General features: G+C 68.3%; 16 protein-coding genes. 8 read left to right on the top strand and 8 right to left on the bottom strand.

The window, feature by feature from the left end; all coding sequences use genetic code 11:
- The first annotated feature begins 336 nt into the window (after positions 1-336).
- From EDC22_RS13225 to EDC22_RS13240, 4 genes are all read left to right on the top strand, one after another.
- Positions 337-1,038, top strand: a complete 702-nt coding sequence (locus tag EDC22_RS13225) for a corrinoid protein (protein ID WP_132807149.1) — start codon at positions 337-339, stop codon at positions 1,036-1,038.
- A gap of 118 nt (positions 1,039-1,156) precedes the next feature.
- Positions 1,157-2,320 carry an iron-containing alcohol dehydrogenase gene (locus EDC22_RS13230; protein ID WP_132807150.1) on the top strand — a complete coding sequence of 388 codons (1,164 nt, stop codon included), beginning with the start codon at positions 1,157-1,159 and terminating at the stop codon, positions 2,318-2,320.
- Complete coding sequence (locus tag EDC22_RS13235) at positions 2,317-3,426, top strand: mandelate racemase/muconate lactonizing enzyme family protein (RefSeq protein ID WP_132807151.1); 1,110 nt, start codon at positions 2,317-2,319, stop codon at positions 3,424-3,426. Before EDC22_RS13230 ends, EDC22_RS13235 begins: the two co-directional genes overlap by 4 nt.
- Before the next feature lie 257 nt (positions 3,427-3,683).
- A complete protein-coding gene (locus EDC22_RS13240; protein ID WP_132807152.1) occupies positions 3,684-4,985 on the top strand; it encodes an NAD(P)/FAD-dependent oxidoreductase in 1,302 nt (433 codons plus the stop codon).
- A gap of 86 nt (positions 4,986-5,071) precedes the next feature.
- Here EDC22_RS13240 and EDC22_RS13245 read toward each other — a convergent pair whose 3' ends face one another.
- From EDC22_RS13245 to moaA, 5 genes are all read right to left on the bottom strand, one after another.
- Positions 5,072-6,478: a hypothetical protein gene (locus EDC22_RS13245; protein WP_132807153.1), complete on the bottom strand. Its 1,407-nt coding sequence runs from the start codon at positions 6,476-6,478 to the stop codon at positions 5,072-5,074.
- On the bottom strand, positions 6,450-8,012 hold the full coding sequence (locus tag EDC22_RS13250) for an MBOAT family O-acyltransferase (RefSeq protein ID WP_132807154.1): 1,563 nt from the start codon (positions 8,010-8,012) through the stop codon (positions 6,450-6,452). The genes EDC22_RS13245 and EDC22_RS13250 overlap by 29 nt, the downstream gene beginning before the upstream one ends.
- A gap of 42 nt (positions 8,013-8,054) precedes the next feature.
- Positions 8,055-9,290, bottom strand: coding sequence for a multidrug effflux MFS transporter (locus EDC22_RS13255; RefSeq protein WP_132807155.1), 1,236 nt, complete (start codon positions 9,288-9,290; stop codon positions 8,055-8,057).
- Complete coding sequence (locus EDC22_RS13260; protein WP_132807156.1) at positions 9,287-10,219, bottom strand: DMT family transporter; 933 nt, start codon at positions 10,217-10,219, stop codon at positions 9,287-9,289. Before EDC22_RS13260 ends, EDC22_RS13255 begins: the two co-directional genes overlap by 4 nt.
- A gap of 199 nt (positions 10,220-10,418) precedes the next feature.
- On the bottom strand, positions 10,419-11,477 hold the full coding sequence (moaA, locus tag EDC22_RS13265) for a GTP 3',8-cyclase MoaA (RefSeq protein WP_132807157.1): 1,059 nt from the start codon (positions 11,475-11,477) through the stop codon (positions 10,419-10,421).
- A gap of 191 nt (positions 11,478-11,668) precedes the next feature.
- On the opposite strand from moaA, the gene EDC22_RS13270 reads away from it, so the two are divergent.
- Positions 11,669-12,034: a gamma-butyrobetaine hydroxylase family protein gene (locus EDC22_RS13270; protein WP_132807158.1), complete on the top strand. Its 366-nt coding sequence runs from the start codon at positions 11,669-11,671 to the stop codon at positions 12,032-12,034.
- 89 nt (positions 12,035-12,123) lie between these two features.
- On the opposite strand, the gene EDC22_RS13275 is transcribed toward EDC22_RS13270, so the two are convergent.
- Positions 12,124-12,696, bottom strand: coding sequence for a L,D-transpeptidase (locus EDC22_RS13275; RefSeq protein WP_132807159.1), 573 nt, complete (start codon positions 12,694-12,696; stop codon positions 12,124-12,126).
- A 263-nt stretch (positions 12,697-12,959) separates the two neighbouring features.
- On the opposite strand from EDC22_RS13275, the gene otsB reads away from it, so the two are divergent.
- From otsB to EDC22_RS13290, 3 genes are read left to right on the top strand one after another with little or no spacing between them, the layout of a single operon-like run.
- On the top strand, positions 12,960-13,730 hold the full coding sequence (otsB, locus tag EDC22_RS13280) for a trehalose-phosphatase (protein ID WP_132807160.1): 771 nt from the start codon (positions 12,960-12,962) through the stop codon (positions 13,728-13,730).
- Entirely contained in the window at positions 13,727-15,514 is a 1,788-nt protein-coding gene (locus tag EDC22_RS13285) for a glycoside hydrolase family 15 protein (RefSeq protein WP_132807161.1), read from the top strand. The genes otsB and EDC22_RS13285 overlap by 4 nt, the downstream gene beginning before the upstream one ends.
- Complete coding sequence (locus EDC22_RS13290) at positions 15,511-16,881, top strand: alpha,alpha-trehalose-phosphate synthase (UDP-forming) (RefSeq protein ID WP_132807162.1); 1,371 nt, start codon at positions 15,511-15,513, stop codon at positions 16,879-16,881. The genes EDC22_RS13285 and EDC22_RS13290 overlap by 4 nt, the downstream gene beginning before the upstream one ends.
- An 83-nt stretch (positions 16,882-16,964) precedes the next feature.
- Here the strand turns inward: EDC22_RS13290 and EDC22_RS13295 are convergent, their stop codons facing one another.
- On the bottom strand, positions 16,965-18,140 hold the full coding sequence (locus tag EDC22_RS13295; protein WP_132807163.1) for a fumarylacetoacetate hydrolase family protein: 1,176 nt from the start codon (positions 18,138-18,140) through the stop codon (positions 16,965-16,967).
- A gap of 96 nt (positions 18,141-18,236) precedes the next feature.
- A complete protein-coding gene (locus tag EDC22_RS13300; protein WP_132807164.1) occupies positions 18,237-19,265 on the bottom strand; it encodes a LacI family DNA-binding transcriptional regulator in 1,029 nt (342 codons plus the stop codon).
- Between the last annotated feature and the right edge of the window lie 228 nt (positions 19,266-19,493).

The following is a 19,493-nucleotide window of genomic DNA, read 5'->3' on the forward strand; positions in this document are numbered from 1 at the left end:
CCCTACCCCGGCTCGCCGCCCGCCCGTGTCCCGCCTGCGTCATCGCCCGGCGCGGCCGGAACAGTGACGCGCCGCCGACCGCCGCTCGACCGCACTTCCCTCGTCCGGCCCACGACCCCTCCCGCATCGCCGACGCCCGCAAGGCCGATCCGGCATCGGGCGTCACCCCGCAGATGACAGGTCAGGGGCCGGTAGCCGTGTCGGTCGCAAGCGGGCAGGCGGCCCCGTCCCCGTCGCAATTGCGACCCGGCAAGTCGGTTCCAGCATAAGGATTCCGGGGCGCCTGGCGAATAATCCGACGCAGTTCATCGGGCCATACCGCTGCCGGAGTGCATCATGTCGGGTGATGATCTCGATCTTTCCTCGCTTTCGGACGACGAGCTCGTCCGGCAGATGCATGACGACCTCTATGACGGTCTGAAGGAGGAGATCGAGGAGGGTGTCCGCATCCTGTTGGAACGCGGCTGGACCCCCTACTCGGTGCTCACCGATGCGCTGGTCGAGGGCATGCGGATCGTCGGCGAGGATTTCCGCGACGGCATCCTGTTCGTGCCGGAGGTGCTGCTGTCTGCAAATGCCATGAAGGCCGGCATGGCGATCCTGCGTCCGCTGCTCGCCGAGACCGGCGCGCCGAAGATGGGCAAGATGGTGATCGGCACCGTGAAGGGCGACATTCACGACATCGGCAAGAATCTCGTCGGGATGATGATGGAGGGCGCCGGTTTCGAGGTGATCGACATCGGCATCAACAATCCCGTCGAGAAGTATCTTGAGGCGCTCGAGGAGCACCAGCCGGACATCCTCGGCATGTCCGCCCTGCTGACCACCACCATGCCCTACATGAAAGTTGTCATCGACGCGCTCAAGGAAAAGGGCCTGCGTGACCGTTACATCGTGCTGGTCGGCGGTGCGCCGCTCAACGAGGAGTTCGGCCGTGCGATCGGTGCGGACGCCTATTGCCGCGACGCCGCGATCACGGTCGAGACCGCCAAGGACCTGATGCGCCGGATGCACAATCAGCGCGTGGCGGTCGGCTGACATACCGGCTGCTCGGCGTCGGTCCGTCGCAAAATCCGGCATCCGGCGTCGTCCTGGCGTCGCACTCGAGCCTGCCGGGCGCTACCGTCGGCGAACCGATCCACGGTATGCGCAAACCATGTCCAGCTATTCTCTCGGCCGGGTTCCGGCCATTGCGGCCGGTCCCGGCCGTATCGACGGCCTCGGCGCAGACGTCTCGTTGCAGACGGGTGGCACTGCCACGGTGCTGCTCGTCGCCGATCCGGCCCTCGCCGGTCTGGGTATCACCGGCCGCGCGGAGGCCGTCCTGTCGGCGGCCGGTCACGCCGTTCACCGCTTCGAGGATGTCGTCAGCGATCCGCGCGAGACCCAGGTCATCGACGGCGCCGGGCTCGCCCGCCGCATCCGTGCCGATGCCATCGTCGCGCTGGGCGGCGGCTCGGCACTCGATGCCGCAAAGATGATCGCCGTCCTCGCTGCCACCGACCGGCCGATCGCCGAATTCCGGCTGGCCGCGGCGCCGCTGCCCGCCCGCACCGCTCGCCTCCTGTGCGTTCCGACCACCGCCGGCACCGGCTCGGAGACCACCGCCGTCGCGGTGCTCACCTCGCCGGAGCACGCCAAGATCTGGTACTGGGGCGGCCCGCTCAAGCCCGATGCGGTCGTGCTCGATCCCGAACTGACCGTGGCGCTGCCGCCGGCGCTGACGGCGGCGACCGGTCTCGACGCGCTGGTGCATGCGATGGAGGCAGCGACCAACCGCAACCGCACCGACGTCACCGACCTCTACGCCCTGGAGACGATCCGCCTTGCCATCCGCCATCTGCCGGCTGCCGTCGCCCGGCCGGGTGATCTTGACGCCCGCATGGGGATGCTGACGGCCGCCTGCCTCGCCGGGACGGCAATCGACAATGCCGGTACCGCCCTTGCCCACAATATCGGCCACGCGCTCGGCAGCCTGATGCCGGTGCACCACGGCAAGGCCGTGGCACTCGCCATGGAGGCCAGCCTCCCGTTCGTCATCGAAGGCAATCGGGCCGCGTTCGCCCGCGTCGCCGAAGCCTTCGGCATCGGGCCGGATCCGGACGGGCTCCCGGCGCGGTTCACGGCATTCATCGACGAACTGGGGCTCGACCGCCATTTGCCGGAGGTGCCCGACCCTGCGCTGCTCGCCGCGCGCATGGCGGCGCCCGAGAACGCCGCGATGCGCGCGTCGACCGTTCGCGAGGTGCGCGACGAGGATCTGGCGAGGCTGGCGGCGCTCACGCTTGCACGCGCCGGCATGACGGGGCCGGCGTCATGAAGATCACCGGAATCGAGATCAGCCATCACGTCATCCCCTTCGATCCGCCATTCCGGCCGAGCTGGGACACGCGGCCGCGCACCGACTTCCGCGCCACCATCGTGCGTGTCGCCACCGACGCCGGTCTGACCGGCCTCGCCTCGGGCGATCTGATGCTCGGCTTCGCCGGCCACGAGCATCTGTTCATCGGCAGGGATCCGCTCGACCTCGAGCGGCATTTCCGCGTCCTCGACAACATCTCGTTCCACTACGGCCGCTGCTGGCCGCTCGATCTGGCGCTGTGGGATCTGGCCGGCAAGGTCGTCGGGCAACCCGTCTGGAAGCTGCTTGGCGGCCGCTCGGACCGTATCCCCGTCTACGCCTCGTCGGCGACGCTGCGCGAGCCGTCAGAACTGGCGGATGCCGCCGAAGCCGTCCTCGGGCGCGGCTTCCGGGCGATGAAGGTGCGCTTCCACCGCGCCGACTGGCGCGAGGACGTGCGGGCGCTGGAGACGGTGCGCAAGCGGGTCGGCGGCCGCCTCACGCTGATGGTCGACTGCAATCAGGGCTGGCGGATGCCGTGGGACACGGCCGCCGCATGGCGCTTCAAGGATGCGCTCGACGTCGCCCGCGAGCTGGAGCAGCTCGGCGTGTACTGGATGGAGGAGCCGCTGCACCGGGGTGACCGCGAGGGCATGAGGCGGCTGACCGAAGCAACCGACATCCGCATCGCCGCCGGCGAGATGACGCGCGAGCTCTACGAGTTCCGCGACCTGATCGATGCCCGCGCGGTCGACGTCGTCCAGCCGGATGCAGCGCTGACCGGCGGCATCACCGGCCTGCGCCGGATCGTCATCGCCGCCGAGGATCACGGCGTGCTGTTCACGCCGCACACCTGGACCAACGGCATCGGCATCCTCGCCAATGCCCATCTGACCGCCGGCCTCGGGGCGGCGCCCTTCATCGAGTTTCCCTACGATCCGCCGGAATGGTCGCTCGCGCGGCGCGACTTCATGCTGGAATCGCCGGTGGATGTGGACGAGAACGGCGATCTGGTCCTGTCAGATGAACCGGGCCTCGGCATCGCGCTGGATGAGGCGCGTCTCGCCGCGACGCGGGTGGGATAGCGCGATGACCGGCAAACGAATACCGTCATGCCCGCCCCCCGTGTCACGACGCCCGTCGTCCCGGCCGGCGCGGTGCGCAGACCCTGGACCGGATCACTACCCGCCGCGGAGCGTTCGGGTCCCGGATCGGCCGAGGACATCGGATGCCGGCGATGTCGGCCTGGTCGGGACGCAAGGTCGGGAAGCCCGGCTGTGCGGCGGCCGTCGGGAATGATGCGGGGAGGTGAGGTGCTTCTTGCGGGGAGGGTTGGCAGTCCATGAGATCCTACGATGCGATCGTCATCGGCGCCGGGGTGATCGGCGCGGCGGTGGGGCTGGAATTGGCCCGCAAGGGGCTGAAGACCCTCAACGTCGACATGGCGCCCACCGCCGGCTACGGCTCGACGGCAGGGTCCTGCGCGATCATCCGCACCCACTATTCGACGCTCGAGGGCTCGGCGCTCGCCTATGAGGGCTACTTCTACTGGAAGCACTGGGCCGATTATCTCGGCGTTGTCGACGAGCGCGGTCTCGCCGAGTTCCGCCAGACCGGCTGCGTCGTGATGAAGACCGAGGCGAACCGCCATCTCGCCCATGTCAAGGCCAACATGGATGCCCTCGGCATTCCCTACGAGGATCTCGACACGGCGGCGTTGAAGGCACGGCTGCCCTATTTCGACATCCGCCTCTATCATCCGCCGAAGCGGCCCGAGGACGAGGGCTTCGGCGAACCGACCGGGGGCGAACTGGCCGGTGCGGTCTACTTTCCCTATGCGGGCTACATCACCGATCCGCAGCTGTCCGCCCACAATCTGCAGCGGGCGGCCGAGGCGGCTGGCGGCGCATTCCTGTTCAACCGGCGTGTCGTCGGCATCGACAAGGATGTCACCGGCCGGATCGCCGGTGTCACGCTCGACGACGGGACCAGGCTGGCAACCCGCGTCCTGGTCAATGTCGCCGGGCCGCATTCCAGCAAGGTCAACGAACTCGCCGGCGCCACCGCCGACATGAAGATCACCACGCGCGCGCTGAAGCAGGAGGTGGTGCATCTGCCGATGCCGGTCGAAGGCTACGACGAGATCGGCATGGTGACGTCGGACTCCGACATCGCCTGCTACACCCGGCCGGAGAAGGGCGGCTTCATCCTGATCGGTTCGGAGGACCCGCCCTGCGATCCGCGCGACTGGGTCGATCCCGACGACTGGGACCGCAATTTCACCGAGCAGTGGCGCGTCCAGGCGCTGCGCGCCGCCCAGCGCATCCCCGGCCTGCCGATCACCAGCCGGATGAAGGGCGTCACCGAACTCTACGACGTCACCGAGGACTGGATCCCGATCTACGACAAGTCGGCCGTGCCAGGCTTCTACATGGCCTGCGGATCAAGCGGCAATCAGTTCAAGAATGCCGGCGTCGCCGGCGCGATGATGGCGCATCTGATCGAGAAGGTCGAAGCCGGCCACGACCACGACGCCGATCCGGTGATCTTTCCGCTGAAGCATATCGGCCGGACCACGAATGTCGGCTTCTACTCGCGGCTGAGGACCATCAACCCGGAATCGAGCTTCTCGGTCCTGGGGTGAGGGCGTCGGCCGGCACGCCGCCACCGCACGTCGTCACACGATCGCCCGTCATCCCGGCCGAACAGCCGGGATCGGGCCGTCCGGACTCAGCCCTTGCAGCTGCTCTCGCGCAGCACGGTGGCGAGATGGAGCTGCGCATCTTCCCGCACGGTGATCTGCACCGTCACCAGGCCCGGCGCGCCGGTGAGCTGCCGCCGCACCTCGGCGAGCGGTCCAGGCGCGATCAGCGGCGCGACCGGCTTGCCGGCGATGGCGATGTCGAGGGTTCCCGTCCCGTCGGCCCGGATCACCAGCTCGTCGCGGCAGCCGCGCAGCCGCGCCAGGCTGAACCGATAGGTGCGTCCGGCCTCCAGCGCCGCGAACAGCTTCTCCCCCAGCGGCCCGATCGCCGCCAGCTCCGCATCCGCTGCGATCAGGTAACCCCGCTCGGCAGCTCGGACCAGTAGCGTCTCGGCGGCGTTGATCGCCTCGCTGCTGCAGGCAAAGCCGAGTTCATCGCCCCGTTCGCACAGCGCCAGGATCACCTGGGCGGTATAGACCCGCGCGCCGGGCACGGCCGCATGATAGATCGTGTCGAACATCATCTCGGCGGGAATCGCGCCGTTCTGCCGCAGCGGCAGGAACGTGGCGCCGGTCTGATCGATGCGGTACGCGAGCGCTGCGATCTGCGCCTCGGTCGGTGCGGCAGTCTCCATGATGCCGGGCAGGGTGAAGACCACCGCGACGTTGCGCTGCCGCATCCGCGCCACGAAGTCCCGGATCCGCTCGAAGGCCGGCGGCACGAAGGTGAAGCCGTTCGCGCGCTGGCCCGAGACCTCGGCGATCAGCGCGGCGAGGGCCGCGGGGTCCGGGGTCTGCGCCTCCATGTCGCCATTGGCGTTGATCGGCAGCGTCCAGCCGGGTTCCAGCTCGTAGGTGCCGATCCCCAGGCGCGCGACGGCAACCTTCAGGAGCCGGCGGATGTGGATGTTGCGCAGATAGACCAGCTTGTCCTGCAAGGGCAGATCGTCGAAGAAGCCGGCGCCCATCGCCAGCGAGACATTGGCCCCGTAATAGGTGACGCCCGGCTCGCTGTAGTAGCCGTCCTCGAGCGGCAGGATGACGATGTCGCCCGGCCGTGCGACGGTTTCCGCCTGCCAGAGCAGGAAGGCGAGACCGTTGCCCGAGTGGGTGGCGAGATTGACGGTGGCGAGCCCGGTCGCCGCCTCGACGTCGGCGGCACGGAAGTCGAAGAAGCCGCTCGAGCCGGAGAACACCAGGATGCGGCGGCCCTCGCGGGTTTCGGCGAGCGCCATCTTCTCCGTCAGCCGGAGCGCCACCTTGTCATAGGCCATGTCGAGCGTCAGCCCGTGGCCGAGCGCCACCAGCCCGAGAAAGGCCGGCACCGCCAGCACCACCAGCGTGCCGATCGCCGCCAGGTAGCCGGCGATGTGCCGGGCGATGCGCGGGCGCGGGGCGCGGCCTTCAGAAGCGGAAATAGATGAACTCGACATAGGCCTCGTACCGGCTGGCGGTATAGACATAGGCGACGAGCAGCGCGCCGATGGCGAGCGCCCAGCCCAGCCGCGGTCGCCACGGTGGCAGGCGCCACGTCGCCGGCAGGTAGTACAGCCGCACCATCGGCTCGTCGGCAAGGCGCAGTCTCAGCGCCGCGAGCCCGACCGCCGGATTGTACTTGCGGAAGATCTCGGCGGTGTTCGGCGCGAGCACCGCGATCGCCAGCGCGACGCCGATCATTGCCCACTCGATGTCGGTGACGCGGGCGTTGTGGAAGCGGCCGGGTACCAGTCCGCCGAGCCCGTACATCGCCGCGGCGACGTTGCGGGCGCCGGCAAGTGTCTCGGCGCGGAACAGGATCCAGGCGTGCATCACGCAGGCGAGCGTCAGTGCCCAGCCGGCCCAGCGCCACAGGTTCCCGGCGAGGCCCGTTGCAGCGATCCCGCGCCGCAGCCTGAACTCCCGCCAGGCATGGTTCACGGCCAGCAGGATGCCGTGCAGCCCGCCCCACAGCACGAAGTTCCACGACGCCCCGTGCCACAGCCCACCGATCAGCATGGTGGCGAGCATGTTGACGTGGCGGCGCGCCCGTCCCTGCCGATTGCCGCCGAGCGGGATGTAGACATAGTCGCGCAGGAATCGCGACAGGGTGATGTGCCAGGTGCGCCAGAAGCCGATGATGCTCGCCTGCTTGTAGGGCGAGAAGAAATTCACCGGCAGCCGGATGCCGAACATCCGGGCAAGTCCGATCGCCATGTCGGAATAGCCGGAGAAGTCGAAATAGATCTGCATCGTGTAGGCGCTGACCGCGCCCCAGGCGGCAAGCGGCGGCACCACATGGCCGGCATCCGCCCGGTCGAAGATGGGCGAGGCGATGGCGGCGCAGCCATCGGCGATGACAATCTTCTTGAAGACACCCACCGCGAAGATCGACAGGCCGACCGCGACGTCGAGCCATGCTCGGTCGGTACCGCGCTTCCTCTGCGCCATGCGGCGGTACTGGCCGCCGACCTCGCTCCAATGGACGATCGGCCCGGCGATCAGCTGCGGGAAGAAGGTGACGAACAGCGCGTAGTCGAGAAACGGCGGCACCTGCCGGTCGCGTCCGCTGCGGATGTCGACCAGCCAGGCGATCTGCTGGAAGGTGAAGAACGAGATGCCGAGCGGCAGCACGATGCCGAGCGGGTGGTATTCCCATCCGGCGATGGCGGTGAAGGTACCCAGGGCGAAGTCGGCATACTTGAACACCCCGATCAGCCCGAGATCGATGGCGATGCCGAGCATCAGCAACGCGCGCCCGCGCCCCCCGTCCGGCTGGCGGGCGAGGGCCGCGCCGATCGCGTAGTTCACCGCCACGGAGCCGACCAGCAGCACGAGGAAACGCCAGTCCCACCAGCCGTAGAAGATCAGCGAAGCAATGGTGAGCAGATGCACCGTGAAGCGCGCGTTCCCCGTCCGCTCGAGGATCAGGAACAGCGCGAATGTCGCCGGCAGGAAGACCAGGACGAACTCGACGGCGTGAAACAGCATGGGGCGTCTGGTCGGGCGGGCGGCTTCGGCGGGTCGCGCAGTCTAGCCGCTGGGGTTTGCGGCGGATAGGTCCGCCGGGTCGGGATGGCGCGCCGCGAGCAGGTAGCAGACGGCCGCGGCAATGGCTGCCAGCGTGATGACGGTCGCCATCGGCATGGCGCTGTCGCCCTGGATGATCCCGACGATCACCGTGACCAGCGCTCCGAAGCCGATCTGCACGAAGCCGCTCAGTCCGGCGGCGGCGCCGGCAAGATCGGTGCGGATGCTGACGGCACTGGTCACGGCGCTGGCGATCACCAGCCCATTCGAGAACGATATGACCATGATCGTTGCGAACAGCCAGAACGGATGATCGAGCCCGAGCGCGACGGCTGCCATCATGGCGAACCCCCCGGCGACGCCGACAAGTACGCCGATCCGGATCATCCGGCGGGTGCCGACCCGGACCGCATAGCGGCCGGTCACGAAGTTGCCGATCATGTAGCCGCCGGCGATCGACATGGCCCACAGCCCGAACTCGCCGGGACTGCGCCCCATCAGCTCTATGACGATGTAGGGTGCCCCGCCGAGGAAGGCGTAGAAGGTCGCGGCGGTGAAGGCGAGGATGCCGGTATAGAGCAGGAAGACTGGTATTCGGGCAAGGAAGCCGAAGGCGCGGAGGAGCGGCCCGAGACCGGCGGCGATGCCGCGCTCGCGGTTGGTCTCCGGCATCTGCGCCCATGTCGCGGCCAGCGTCAACGCGGCGAACACCGCGAGGGCGGCCTGGCCTGCCCGCCAGCCGAGCGTCTCCTCGAACAGGCCGCCGATCGCCGGGCCGAGGAGCGGCGCCAGCACCATTGACATGGTCACGTAGCCGAGCAGGCTCGCCGCCTGGTCACGGCCGAACAGGTCGCGCAGGATGGCTCGGCCGAGAACGATGCCGACGCTGCCGCCGGCGCCCTGGATGATGCGCCCGGCAAGCAGCACCGGCAGGTTCCAGGCCAGCGCGCAGATCAGGCTGCCGGCAAGGAAGATCAGGAGACCGGCGATCATCACCGGGCGGCGCCCGTAACCGTCCGACAGCGAACCATAGGCAAGCTGCGCGGCGGCGAGCGAGACGAGATAGAGGGTGAGCACCAGCTGCACATAGCCATATCCCGCCCCGAACTCGCCGACCATACCCGGCAGCGAGGGTAGCACGATGTTCATCGCCAGCGGCCCGAGGCCGCTGGCGACCACCAGGATCGCGAGCAGCCGTCCGACCCTGAGGTCCGGCCCCTGTGCTGCCGCCTCGCTCACGGCCTTCCGTCCGCGTCCGGCTGGCGGCGGGCGGCCCGGTGAACCTGCCGCTCGCGGTAGAACACGTAGAGGCCACTGCCGACGATCAGCACGATGCCGACTGTTGCGAGCAGGTCGGGCAGGTTGCCCCAGATCAGGTAGCCATAGGCGATCGCGATCAGCAGGATCGAATAGCGGAACGGGGTGACGACCGACACCTCGCCGTGCCGCATCGCCTCGATGATGAAGAAGAACGCGCCGCTGAGGAAGACGGCCGCGGCGGCGAGATAGATCCACGCCTCGAGGCTGACCGGCTGCCAAGGCTCCATAAGCATCAGCGCGCCGCCCACCGTGGTGACGGCGGCCATCGCGACCATGGAGACGAACAGCGACGGCATCTCCGCCGGCAGGTAGCGGCTGCAGAAATCGCGCAGCACCGCGAAGCCGAGGCTGATGATGGCCAGCACGGCGTAGATGTCGAATCCGTCCGTGCCGGGCTGCACCACCAGCAGCATGCCCAGGAAGCCGACGACCACCGCCACCCAGCGCCGCCAGCGCACGATCTCGCCGAGGAACAGGGCCGAGACGAGCGTCATGACGATCGGCATGGCCTGCAGGATTGCGGTGGCGTTGGCAATCGGCATGTGAAACAGCGCGGTGAGATAGAACAGCGTGCTACCGATCTCGCCGATGGTACGCAGGCCGAGCATCCTGCCGCCGGAACGCGGGATCCGGTCGAGCGCGCCCGTCGCGTAGGCGGCGGCGACGACAAGCACCAGCGCCATTGATCCGCGCAGGAAGATGATCTGCATGGTCGGAAGCTGCTCGCTGGCGAGCTTGACCAGCATGTCGTTGGTGATGAACAGCAGCATCGCCGCCAGCATCGACAGGATGCCGCGCAGGTTCTCCTGCGCGGTCGTGCCGGCCGCGGGCCCGGACAGCGTACTCACGAGTCTGATCCGACGGTCGATTGCCGCCGATGCGCGGAACCTGGCACGGGCGCTTCCGGAGCGGGGGCGTTGTTCGGGACTGGCCGCAGGGGCCTTACCCCTCGACCACGGCTGTTATCACGAAGCGCGATGGCCGACCACCGGCGCGGATGCGTGGCGCCCATGCGCGCCCTGCTGGGCTGGCGCAACCGGTCGCGACCTATCCGCCGGTGACGCTCATGTGGCGGCCGACACCGGGACGGCGGGTGCGGCGGTCGATGACGAAGTCATGGCCCTTCGGCTTGCGGCCGATCGCCTCGTCGATCGCCTGATGCAGCAGCTCATCGCCCTCCGAGGCACGAACCGGTGTACGCAGATCGGCGGCGTCCTCCTGGCCGAGGCACATGAACAGCGTCCCGGTACAGGTCAGCCGCACGCGGTTGCAGGATTCGCAGAAATTGTGCGTCAGCGGCGTGATGAAGCCGAGCCGGCCGCCGGTCTCGGCGACCTGCACGTAGCGGGCCGGGCCTCCGGTCCGGTAGTCGATGTCCTCGAGCGTCCAGCGCGCCGCAAGCCGCGCCCGCACCAGGCTCAGCGGCAGATACTGGTCGGTCCGGTCGGCCTCGATCTCGCCCATCGGCATGGTCTCGATCAGCGTCAGATCCATGCCGCGGCCGTGCGACCAGACGAGCAGGTCATCGATCTCGTCCTCGTTGACGCCCTTCAGCGCCACCGCATTGATCTTGACCTTGAGGCCGGCCGCCTGCGCCGCATCGATGCCGGCCATGACCTTGCCGAGGTCGCCCCACCGGGTGATCGCGCGGAACTTCACCGGATCGAGCGTATCGAGCGAGACGTTGATGCGCCGGACTCCGCAGGCGGCCAGTTCGTCGGCGAAGCGGGCGAGCTGCGAGCCGTTGGTGGTCAGTGTCAGCTCCTGAAGTCCGCCGCCGTCGAGATGCCGTGACAGGGTGCGGATCAGCGCCATGATGTTGCGTCTGACCAGCGGCTCGCCGCCGGTCAGACGCAGCTTGCGCACCCCGCGCGCAATGAAGGCCGAGGCGATGCGGTCGATCTCCTCGAACGACAGGAGTTCCTGCTTCGGCAGGAACGTCATGTGCTCGGCCATGCAGTAGTTGCAGCGGAAGTCGCACCGGTCGGTGACCGAGATGCGCAGATAGGTGACGGCGCGCGCGAACGGGTCGATCAGCGGCGGGCGATGCGAGGTACCTGTTGCAGGCGCGGTCGAACTTGCCGTCACCAGATCTTGCCGTGTCATGCAGGCGAACCCCTTCAACTGCGCGACTGCCGGGAGCCTTTGCGAAGTGGATAGCACAATCGGGTGCCGGACGCACCGGCGGTGTTGCGCTGCGGACTTGCCTGCCCGGGCATCGCGACTAGATTGCCGGTCGGGCGGCGGCGGGGCGCGTCCCGGACCGCCGGCCGGCATCCGACCGGGCGAAACCGACAGTGACCGAAACCCCACAGCGTCCATGGCCGACCGAACTGCGCCTTTCGCGGCAGGGAACAGACCTGACGGTCGCCTTCGACGACGGGTCGCGCCATGTGTTCTTAGCGGAATTCCTGCGCGTCCTCAGCCCCAGCGCGGAAGTCAGGGGGCATGGCCCCGGTCAGCGCCAGACAGTCTCCGGCAAGCGTCACGTCAGGATCCTCGAGATCATCCCGATCGGCAATTACGCGGTCCGTCTGGTGTTCGACGACCTGCATTCGACTGGCATCTACAGCTGGGACTATCTGCACTGGCTCGGTCGCGAGCACGACTCGCTCTGGGCGGACTACCTGGCCGAGCTCGCTCGCAAGGGACTCTCCCGCTGATCGATGCGGCGCCTGCCATTGCCGCAAATGCAAAGGGCCGGAGCATGGCGCTCCGGCCCATCGACACCCACGTTGCCTCGGGGCCCGATCTATTGCAGCACGACGATCTTGGTGCCGACATTCACCCGGTTGTACAGGTCGATGACATCCTCGTTCAGCATCCGGATGCAGCCCGACGACAGGTCGCGGCCGATACTCCAGTTGGTGTTGGTGCCGTGAATCCGGTACAGCGTCGAGCCGATATACAGCGCGCGCGCGCCCATCGGATTCTGCGGCCCACCCGGCATGAATTCCGGCAGATCCGGCTGGCGCTTGCGCATTTCCGCCGGCGGACGCCAATCCGGCCATTCCGCCTTGCGGCTGACCGTGAAATTGCCCGAGAACTGGAAGCCTTCGCGCCCGACGCCGATCCCGTAGCGCAGCGCCTTGCCATCCTCCATCACCAGATACAGGCGCCGTTCGGGCGTGTTGACGACAATGGTTCCCGGTGGATACGGACCGTTGTAATCGACGACCTTGCGCGGAATCGGCGTGTAGGCCCACACGCCGCCGCTCTGCAGCGGGCGCCCGGTAAGCGGATCGATTTCCGCACGACTTTCCGCCAACGTGCCGAACAGGACTGCAACCGCCAGACCGGTCAGTGCAATCAATCGCCGGTTCATTCCAGTGTCCTTCGAAAAACCGCCAATCCTCCTGGCCGATCGGGGAATCGCCGCAGCCAGGCCAACGAAAACCCTTGTCGGTTAGGCCCTTGCAAAAATCAAGCGAACCCGAGTCTCGGTCACGGCTGTTTGATGCGGGAATGCTTCACCTGTTGCGTCGGCGCAACGACACCTGACGGTACGGAGGAGGGGGCGATGGCGCTGGCTGTTGCGACAGGGGCACAGGCGTCCGCCCCAGGGGGCAATCCGGCGGAGCACGCGGCATGAGCGGCCACGACATCGGATTGCCCGCTCCCAATAGCGGCTGGGCGCTGTTCCTCGATTTCGACGGAACCCTGGTCGAGATCGCCGAACGGCCGGATGCGATCCGCGTCGAGCGGCGACTTGCCGGAACGCTCGGACGTCTGTCGGGCCTGCTCGGCGGTGCAGTGGCGATCGTCAGCGGTCGGCCGCTGGCCGAGATCGATCGGCACCTGTCGCCGGCCAGGCTTCCTGCTGCGGGTCTGCATGGTCTCGAGCTCCGACCACGCCCGGACCGTCCGGGCCGCAGCCGGCGCGCCGGCGCGATCCCGCAGCAGGTGGTCGCGCGGCTTGAGGATTTCGCCGGCCGCGCCGGTCTCCTGCTCGAGCACAAGGGCCCGGCAATGGCGCTCCACTACCGGAACCGGCCCGATCTTGCGGATCTCTGCCGTTCTGTCGTGCGCGAGGCCGTGCGCGACCTCCCGGATCTGCATGTGCTCGATGGCAAGATGGTGCTCGAGGTCAAGCCGGCGGGCGGCGACAAGGGCCGGGCGGTGCGGGCGTTCATGCAGCATGCACCGTTCCGCGGACGTGTTCCGGTCTTCGTCGGCGACGACATCACCGACGAGGACGGATTCCGGGCGGTGAACGAACTGGGGGGCTTCGGCGTAAAGGTCGGCGCGGGACCGACGCTGGCGCGCTACAGGGCAGACTCCGTACCCGAGTTGCGGGCCTGGCTGGAACGGGCTGTGTCGTGTCTCGCCAACGGAGCCGGTAAGGGAGTCGAGGGGTGAGCGGACTGGATCTCGGACTTGTCGGCAACTGCGCGGTGAGCGCGCTGGTGGACAGTGTCGGGCGGATCGTCTGGTGCTGTCTGCCGCGCTTCGACGGGGATCCGGTGTTCCATGCACTGCTCGGCGCACCGCCCCAGGCCGACCGCCATGCGGGCGCCTTCACCGTCGATCTCGACGACCACATGCGGTCCGAGCAGGCCTACGATCCGAACACCGCCATCCTCAGGACACGGCTGTGGAGCAGCGCCGGCGACGGCATCGAGATCACCGATTTCTGTCCGCGCTTTGCCAGCCGCGGCCGCATGTTCCGGCCTGCTCAGCTCGTCCGCAGGCTGCGTCCGCTCACCGGGCGGCCGCGCATCACCGTGCGCGTGCGCCCGCGCTTCGCCTGGGGGCGGGAGGCGCCGGCGATCACGATGGGCAGCAACCATGTGCGCTATGTCGGCGCCGATCTGGTGCTGCGGCTGACGACCAACGCGCCGGTGACCTACCTCGCCGGCGAGGTGCCGTTCGTACTCGACGGGCCGATGGATTTCCTGCTCGGTCCGGACGAGACCGTCAGCGAGGGCATCGCCCCGCTGGCGCGCGAATTCGAGGAGGAGACCGCGAGCCACTGGCGCGGCTGGTCGCGTCGGCTCGCCGTGCCGCTCGAATGGCAGGATGCGGTGATCCGTGCCGCGATAACCCTGAAGCTGTGCACCTTCGAGGAGACCGGGGCGATCGTCGCGGCGATGACGACCTCGATCCCCGAGGCGCCGGGGACGCAGCGCACCTGGGATTACCGCTACTGCTGGCTGCGCGATGCCTTCTTCGTGGTGCGGGCGCTGAACAGCCTGGCCGAGGTCGAGACCATGGAGACCTATCTCCGCTATCTCTACAACATCGTCCGCGACTGCGACGGTCACGTCCAGCCCGTCTACGGCATCGCCCGCGAGCGCCACCTGGTCGAGACGGTTGCCGACAGCCTGCCCGGCTATCGCGGCATGGGACCGGTACGGGTCGGCAACCAGGCGCATGAGCACCTCCAGCACGACGTCTACGGCAACATCGTACTGGCAGCGAGCCAGTCCTTCTTCGACCAGCGCCTGTTCCGGCGCCCCACGCTCGACGACTTCCGCGATCTCGAACGCATCGGCGAGCGCGCCTTCGCGCTGCATGCCGTGCCGGACGCAGGCATGTGGGAACTGCGCACCCGGGCCCGCGTTCATACCTCGTCGAGCCTGATGTGCTGGGCAGCATGCGACCGGCTGGCCAGGATTGCGGCGAATTTCGGCTTGGCCGATCGCGCGCGCTACTGGTCCGCGCAGGCCGCGACGATCCACAAGGCGATCATCGACAATGCCTGGTCGCCCGAACGGGGAAGTTTCGTCGAGAGTTTCGGGGGCAGCGACATCGACGCGGGGCTGTTGCTGATGGCGGAGGTCGGCTTTCTCGATCCCTGTGACGCGCGCTTCGTCGCCACCGTCGACCGTATCGGCCGCGAGCTCCGGCACGGCAACCACGTGCACCGCTATGCCGCCGCCGACGATTTCGGAACGCCGGCGACCGCCTTCAACATCTGCACCTTCTGGTACATCGACGCGCTCGCCCGGATCGGGCGGCGTGAGGAGGCGCGCGAGATGTTCGAGTCGGTCCTGGCGACACGCAATCCGCTCGGCCTCATGTCCGAGGACGTCGATCCGCGCACCGGCGAGCGGTGGGGCAACTACCCGCAGACCTATTCGATGGTCGGACTCATCAACGGCGCGATGCGCCTCAGCCGCCGCTGGGATTCCGTCGTATGAGCCGGCTCGTCGTCGTCTCCAACCGGGTCGGACCGATCCGGGACAGCGCCCGCGCCGGCGGTCTCGCGGTCGCGATCGTAGATGCCCTGAAGCGCCGCGGCGGCCTTTGGTTCGGCTGGTCGGGCCAGGTCACGGAGGAGGGGACGCATGGGCGGCTGAAGACGGAGGAGGCCGGCCGCATCAGCCTCGCCACCATCGACATCGACCAGTCGGACTACGAGACCTTCTACGCGGGTTATGCCAACCGGACGCTGTGGCCGGTGTTCCACTATCGCCTCGACCTCGCCAGATTCGACCGTGACCTGCTGCGCGGCTACTGGTCGGTGAACGAGCGGTTCGCGGCCCGGCTGTTCCCGTTGCTGGGCCCCGACGACACGGTGTGGGTGCACGACTACCATTTCATGCCGCTCGCCGCGAAGCTCAGGGCGATGGGGGCGAAACACCCGATCGGCTTCTTCCTGCACATTCCCTTCCCGGTGCCGGAGGTATTGGCGAGCCTGCCGCGCTGGCACGACCTGATGCGGGCGATGCTGGCCTACGACCTGATCGGCTTCCAGACCGAGCGCGACAGGCAGGCCTTCGTCCGCTACTTCCTCGAGGAGGAGGGTGGCAGCTTCGACGGCGAGTGGCTGGAGGTCAACGGCCGCCGTGTCCGCGTCGGCGTCTTCCCGGTCGGCATCGACCCGCAGGCGTTCCGGCGTTTTGCCGCCTCTCCGGAGGCCGAGCGGCAGGAGCAGCGCATGCGCCAGGTGCTCGGCGACAGGCTCCAGCTGATCGGCGTCGACCGGCTGGACTACTCCAAGGGAATCGTGCAGCGGTTCGAGGCATTCGGGCGCCTTCTCGAACAGTATCCCGAGAACCTCAACCGGGTGACGCTGCTCCAGGTCGCGCCGCCGTCGCGCTCGGATGTCGAGGCCTATGCCGACATCCGCGAGGGGCTGGAGCGGTTCGCAGGCCACCTGAACGGGCTCTACGCGGACATCGACTGGACGCCGATCCGCCTGATTGTCCGCGCTTTCCAGCGCCGCGCGCTGGCGGGCATCTTCCGGGCGAGCCGCGTCGGCCTGGTGACGCCGCTGCGCGACGGCATGAACCTCGTCGCCAAGGAGTATGTCGCCGCCCAGGACGATGCCGATCCCGGTGTGCTGGTGCTGTCGCGCTTTGCGGGCGCGGCCGAGGCGCTCGACGGTGCGCTGCTGGTCAATCCCTACGATACCGACGGCACGGCCGAGATGCTGCAGCGCGCGGTGACCATGCCGCTGGAGGAGCGCCGGGATCGCTGGCGGCGGATGTTCGAGGTCATCGAGCGCGACAGCGCCGAGAACTGGTGGACGAGTTACATGACCGCACTGCGGGCGTCCCGGTAGCCTGCCAGCCGCTTCCGGACGAGGACGGATCGGCCGCAGGACCCTCCCCGCAATCGACCCTCGAGGTCCGTGGGATCGACCGACTAGATCAGCCCGCGCTGCGCGAGGTTGCGCATCAGCGCGCCGACACCGAACGTCCAGGGCTCGACATCCGGGCAGCGCAGTACCCGGTTCGACAGTCGCCCGAGGCGCGGCGAGGCGATGGTGACGATATCGCCGGGCTTGTGGGTGAAGCCCTCGCCCGGGTGGTCGCGATCCTCGATGGGCGCGAACATCGTGCCCAGATAGAGCACGAAGCCGTCCGGATACTGGTGATGCTTGCCGATCGTCTGGGCGACGATATCGGCCGGGTCGCGGCTGATCCGGCTCATGTCGCTCCTGCCCTCGAGCCGGAACCCGTCCTCGCCGACGATTTCGAGGCCGACGCTGGCTGAGCGCAGGTCATCGAGGCCGAAACCGCCGTCGAACAGCCTGAGGAACGGCCCGAGCGCGGCGCTGGCGTTGTTGTCCTTTGCTTTGCCGAGCAGGAGGGCCGAGCGACCCTCGACATCGCGCAGATTGACATCGTTGCCAAGTGTCGCGCCGATGATCTGTCCGGCGCTGGTCACGACCAGCACGATTTCGGGCTCCGGATTGTTCCAGGTCGACATCGGGTGGATGCCGACCTCGGCGAGATGGCCGACGGCGGCCATCGGCTGCGCCTTGGTGAACACCTCCGCGTCCGGCCCGATGCCGACCTCGAGATACTGCGACCAGGCCTTCTTCTCGACCAGCATCGCCTTCAGCGCCATCGCCTGCTCGGAACCGGGCTTGAGCTTCGACAGGTCGTCGCCGATCAGCGCGGTGATCTCGGCGCGGATCGCCGCCGCCCGGTCGGCCTCGCCGCGCGCCTGCTCCTCGATGACGCGCTCGAGCATCGAGATGGCGAAGGTGACGCCGGCTGCCTTCACCGCCTGCAGGTCGATGGGAGCGAGCAGCCAGGGCCGGGCCGGGTCACGGTCGGCACGCGGGGTGTTGGCGAGGATGTCGTCGAGCCGGCCGATCCGCCTGCCCTCGGCCGCCCGCGCGATCTCCACCGGTCGATCGCTCTCGCACAAGTCGCGCACCGTCGGGGCAATCTCGGAGATGTCGACGAGATCGTCGCCACGCACCGTGACGACGGCGGGTCCGCCGACGTCCGGCCGCCAGACACGACCGACCAGCACGGCGTCTGCGGCATCCTCGGGCAGCGCGAAGCCAGCGGTGGTATCGAAGCTCATCTGCGTTTCCTCGTCTGTCGTCGTCTGGGACCTGTCGGCGTCTGGGAAATGCCGTGCGGAGGGGTGCGGCGCGACACCATAGACCAATCGCGCGGTTCACGCTTCCGGGATGTTCTCGCGGAAGATCGCCTGGATGCGGATGGCGGGCAGGTTCGGGGCGGGCTCGCCGCGGGCGGCCGCCAGCAGCCGGTCGATGGCATCGCGCGCCTCGACCCGCGGGTTCTGGTCGATCACCGCATCCATCGTGCCCGACAGCAGGTAGCGGCGCGTGTGCTCGGTCAGCTCGTGGCCGACGAAGACGATGTCGCGCGCCCGGCCGCGCTCCTCGAGCGCCCGGGCAATGCCGCGGTTGCCGGCGCCGATGTTGTAGATGCCGGCGAGATCGGCATGCGCATCGAGCAGGGCGCAGGCCTCGCGGTAGCTGCGTTCGGTGTCGTCCTTGACCTCGCGCAGCTCGACGATCCGCAGGCCGGGGAACTCCTCGGCGAGGATGTGGCGGAAGCCCATCTCGCGCTCCTCGTGGCCGCGATAGCTGAGCGAGCCCGCAAACAGCGCGACATTGCCGGCGCGGGCGCCCACGAAGCGGCCGAGCAGGTGGCCGGCCAGCCGTCCGGCAGCGCGGTTGTCGATGCCGACATAGCCGATGCGCGGCACGTTGGCGATATCGGAAACCATCGTCAGCACCGGGATTCCCGCCGCGCTGACCTCGCGGATCGCCTCGCGCACGGTCGGATGGTCGAGCGCGATCACGCCGACGCCGGAGGTCTCGCCGCGGATCTCGAGCAGCGTGCGGGCGAGCGCGTCCGGATTGAAGCCTTCGATCAGCCGAACCCTGACATCGGCCTGAGGCCCGCGCCATTCGGCCATCGCGGCGATCTGGGCGGCGAGCGTGTTCATGAAGGTGTTGGTGCCGCCGGGCAGCAGGAAGTCGATGCGGGTCGCGTTCGCCGGCCGGTAGCCCGTCTCGGCAACCATTGATCCGGGCAGGTAGCCAAGCCTTTCGGCCGTGGTCAGAACCCGGTCGCGGGTGCGCGAATGGACGCCCGAGCGATTGTTCAGCACCCGGTCGACGGTGGCGGTGCTGACGCCCGCTTCCCGCGCAATATCCGAAATCGTCGCCCGCATGACCCGTCGACTCGCCGACTTCCTTGCCGATCATTGTGGGCTGCCACCGGGGCGCCGTCAACGATCATGATGTAAAATGATGCAAAAGACATCAAAACCATCGCCGCGTCGATGGTGAGGCGTGCCGAGCGTCTGCCGCGCAGGCCGTGGCGCCTGCACTCCGGGCGGGGCGGTATGGGGCGATCCTCCGCCGCTGGCGGCAGGGGGGGCTGCAGCGCGGAAGGATCC

This window comes from Tepidamorphus gemmatus (assembly GCF_004346195.1).
Taxonomy (GTDB): domain Bacteria; phylum Pseudomonadota; class Alphaproteobacteria; order Rhizobiales; family Tepidamorphaceae; genus Tepidamorphus; species Tepidamorphus gemmatus.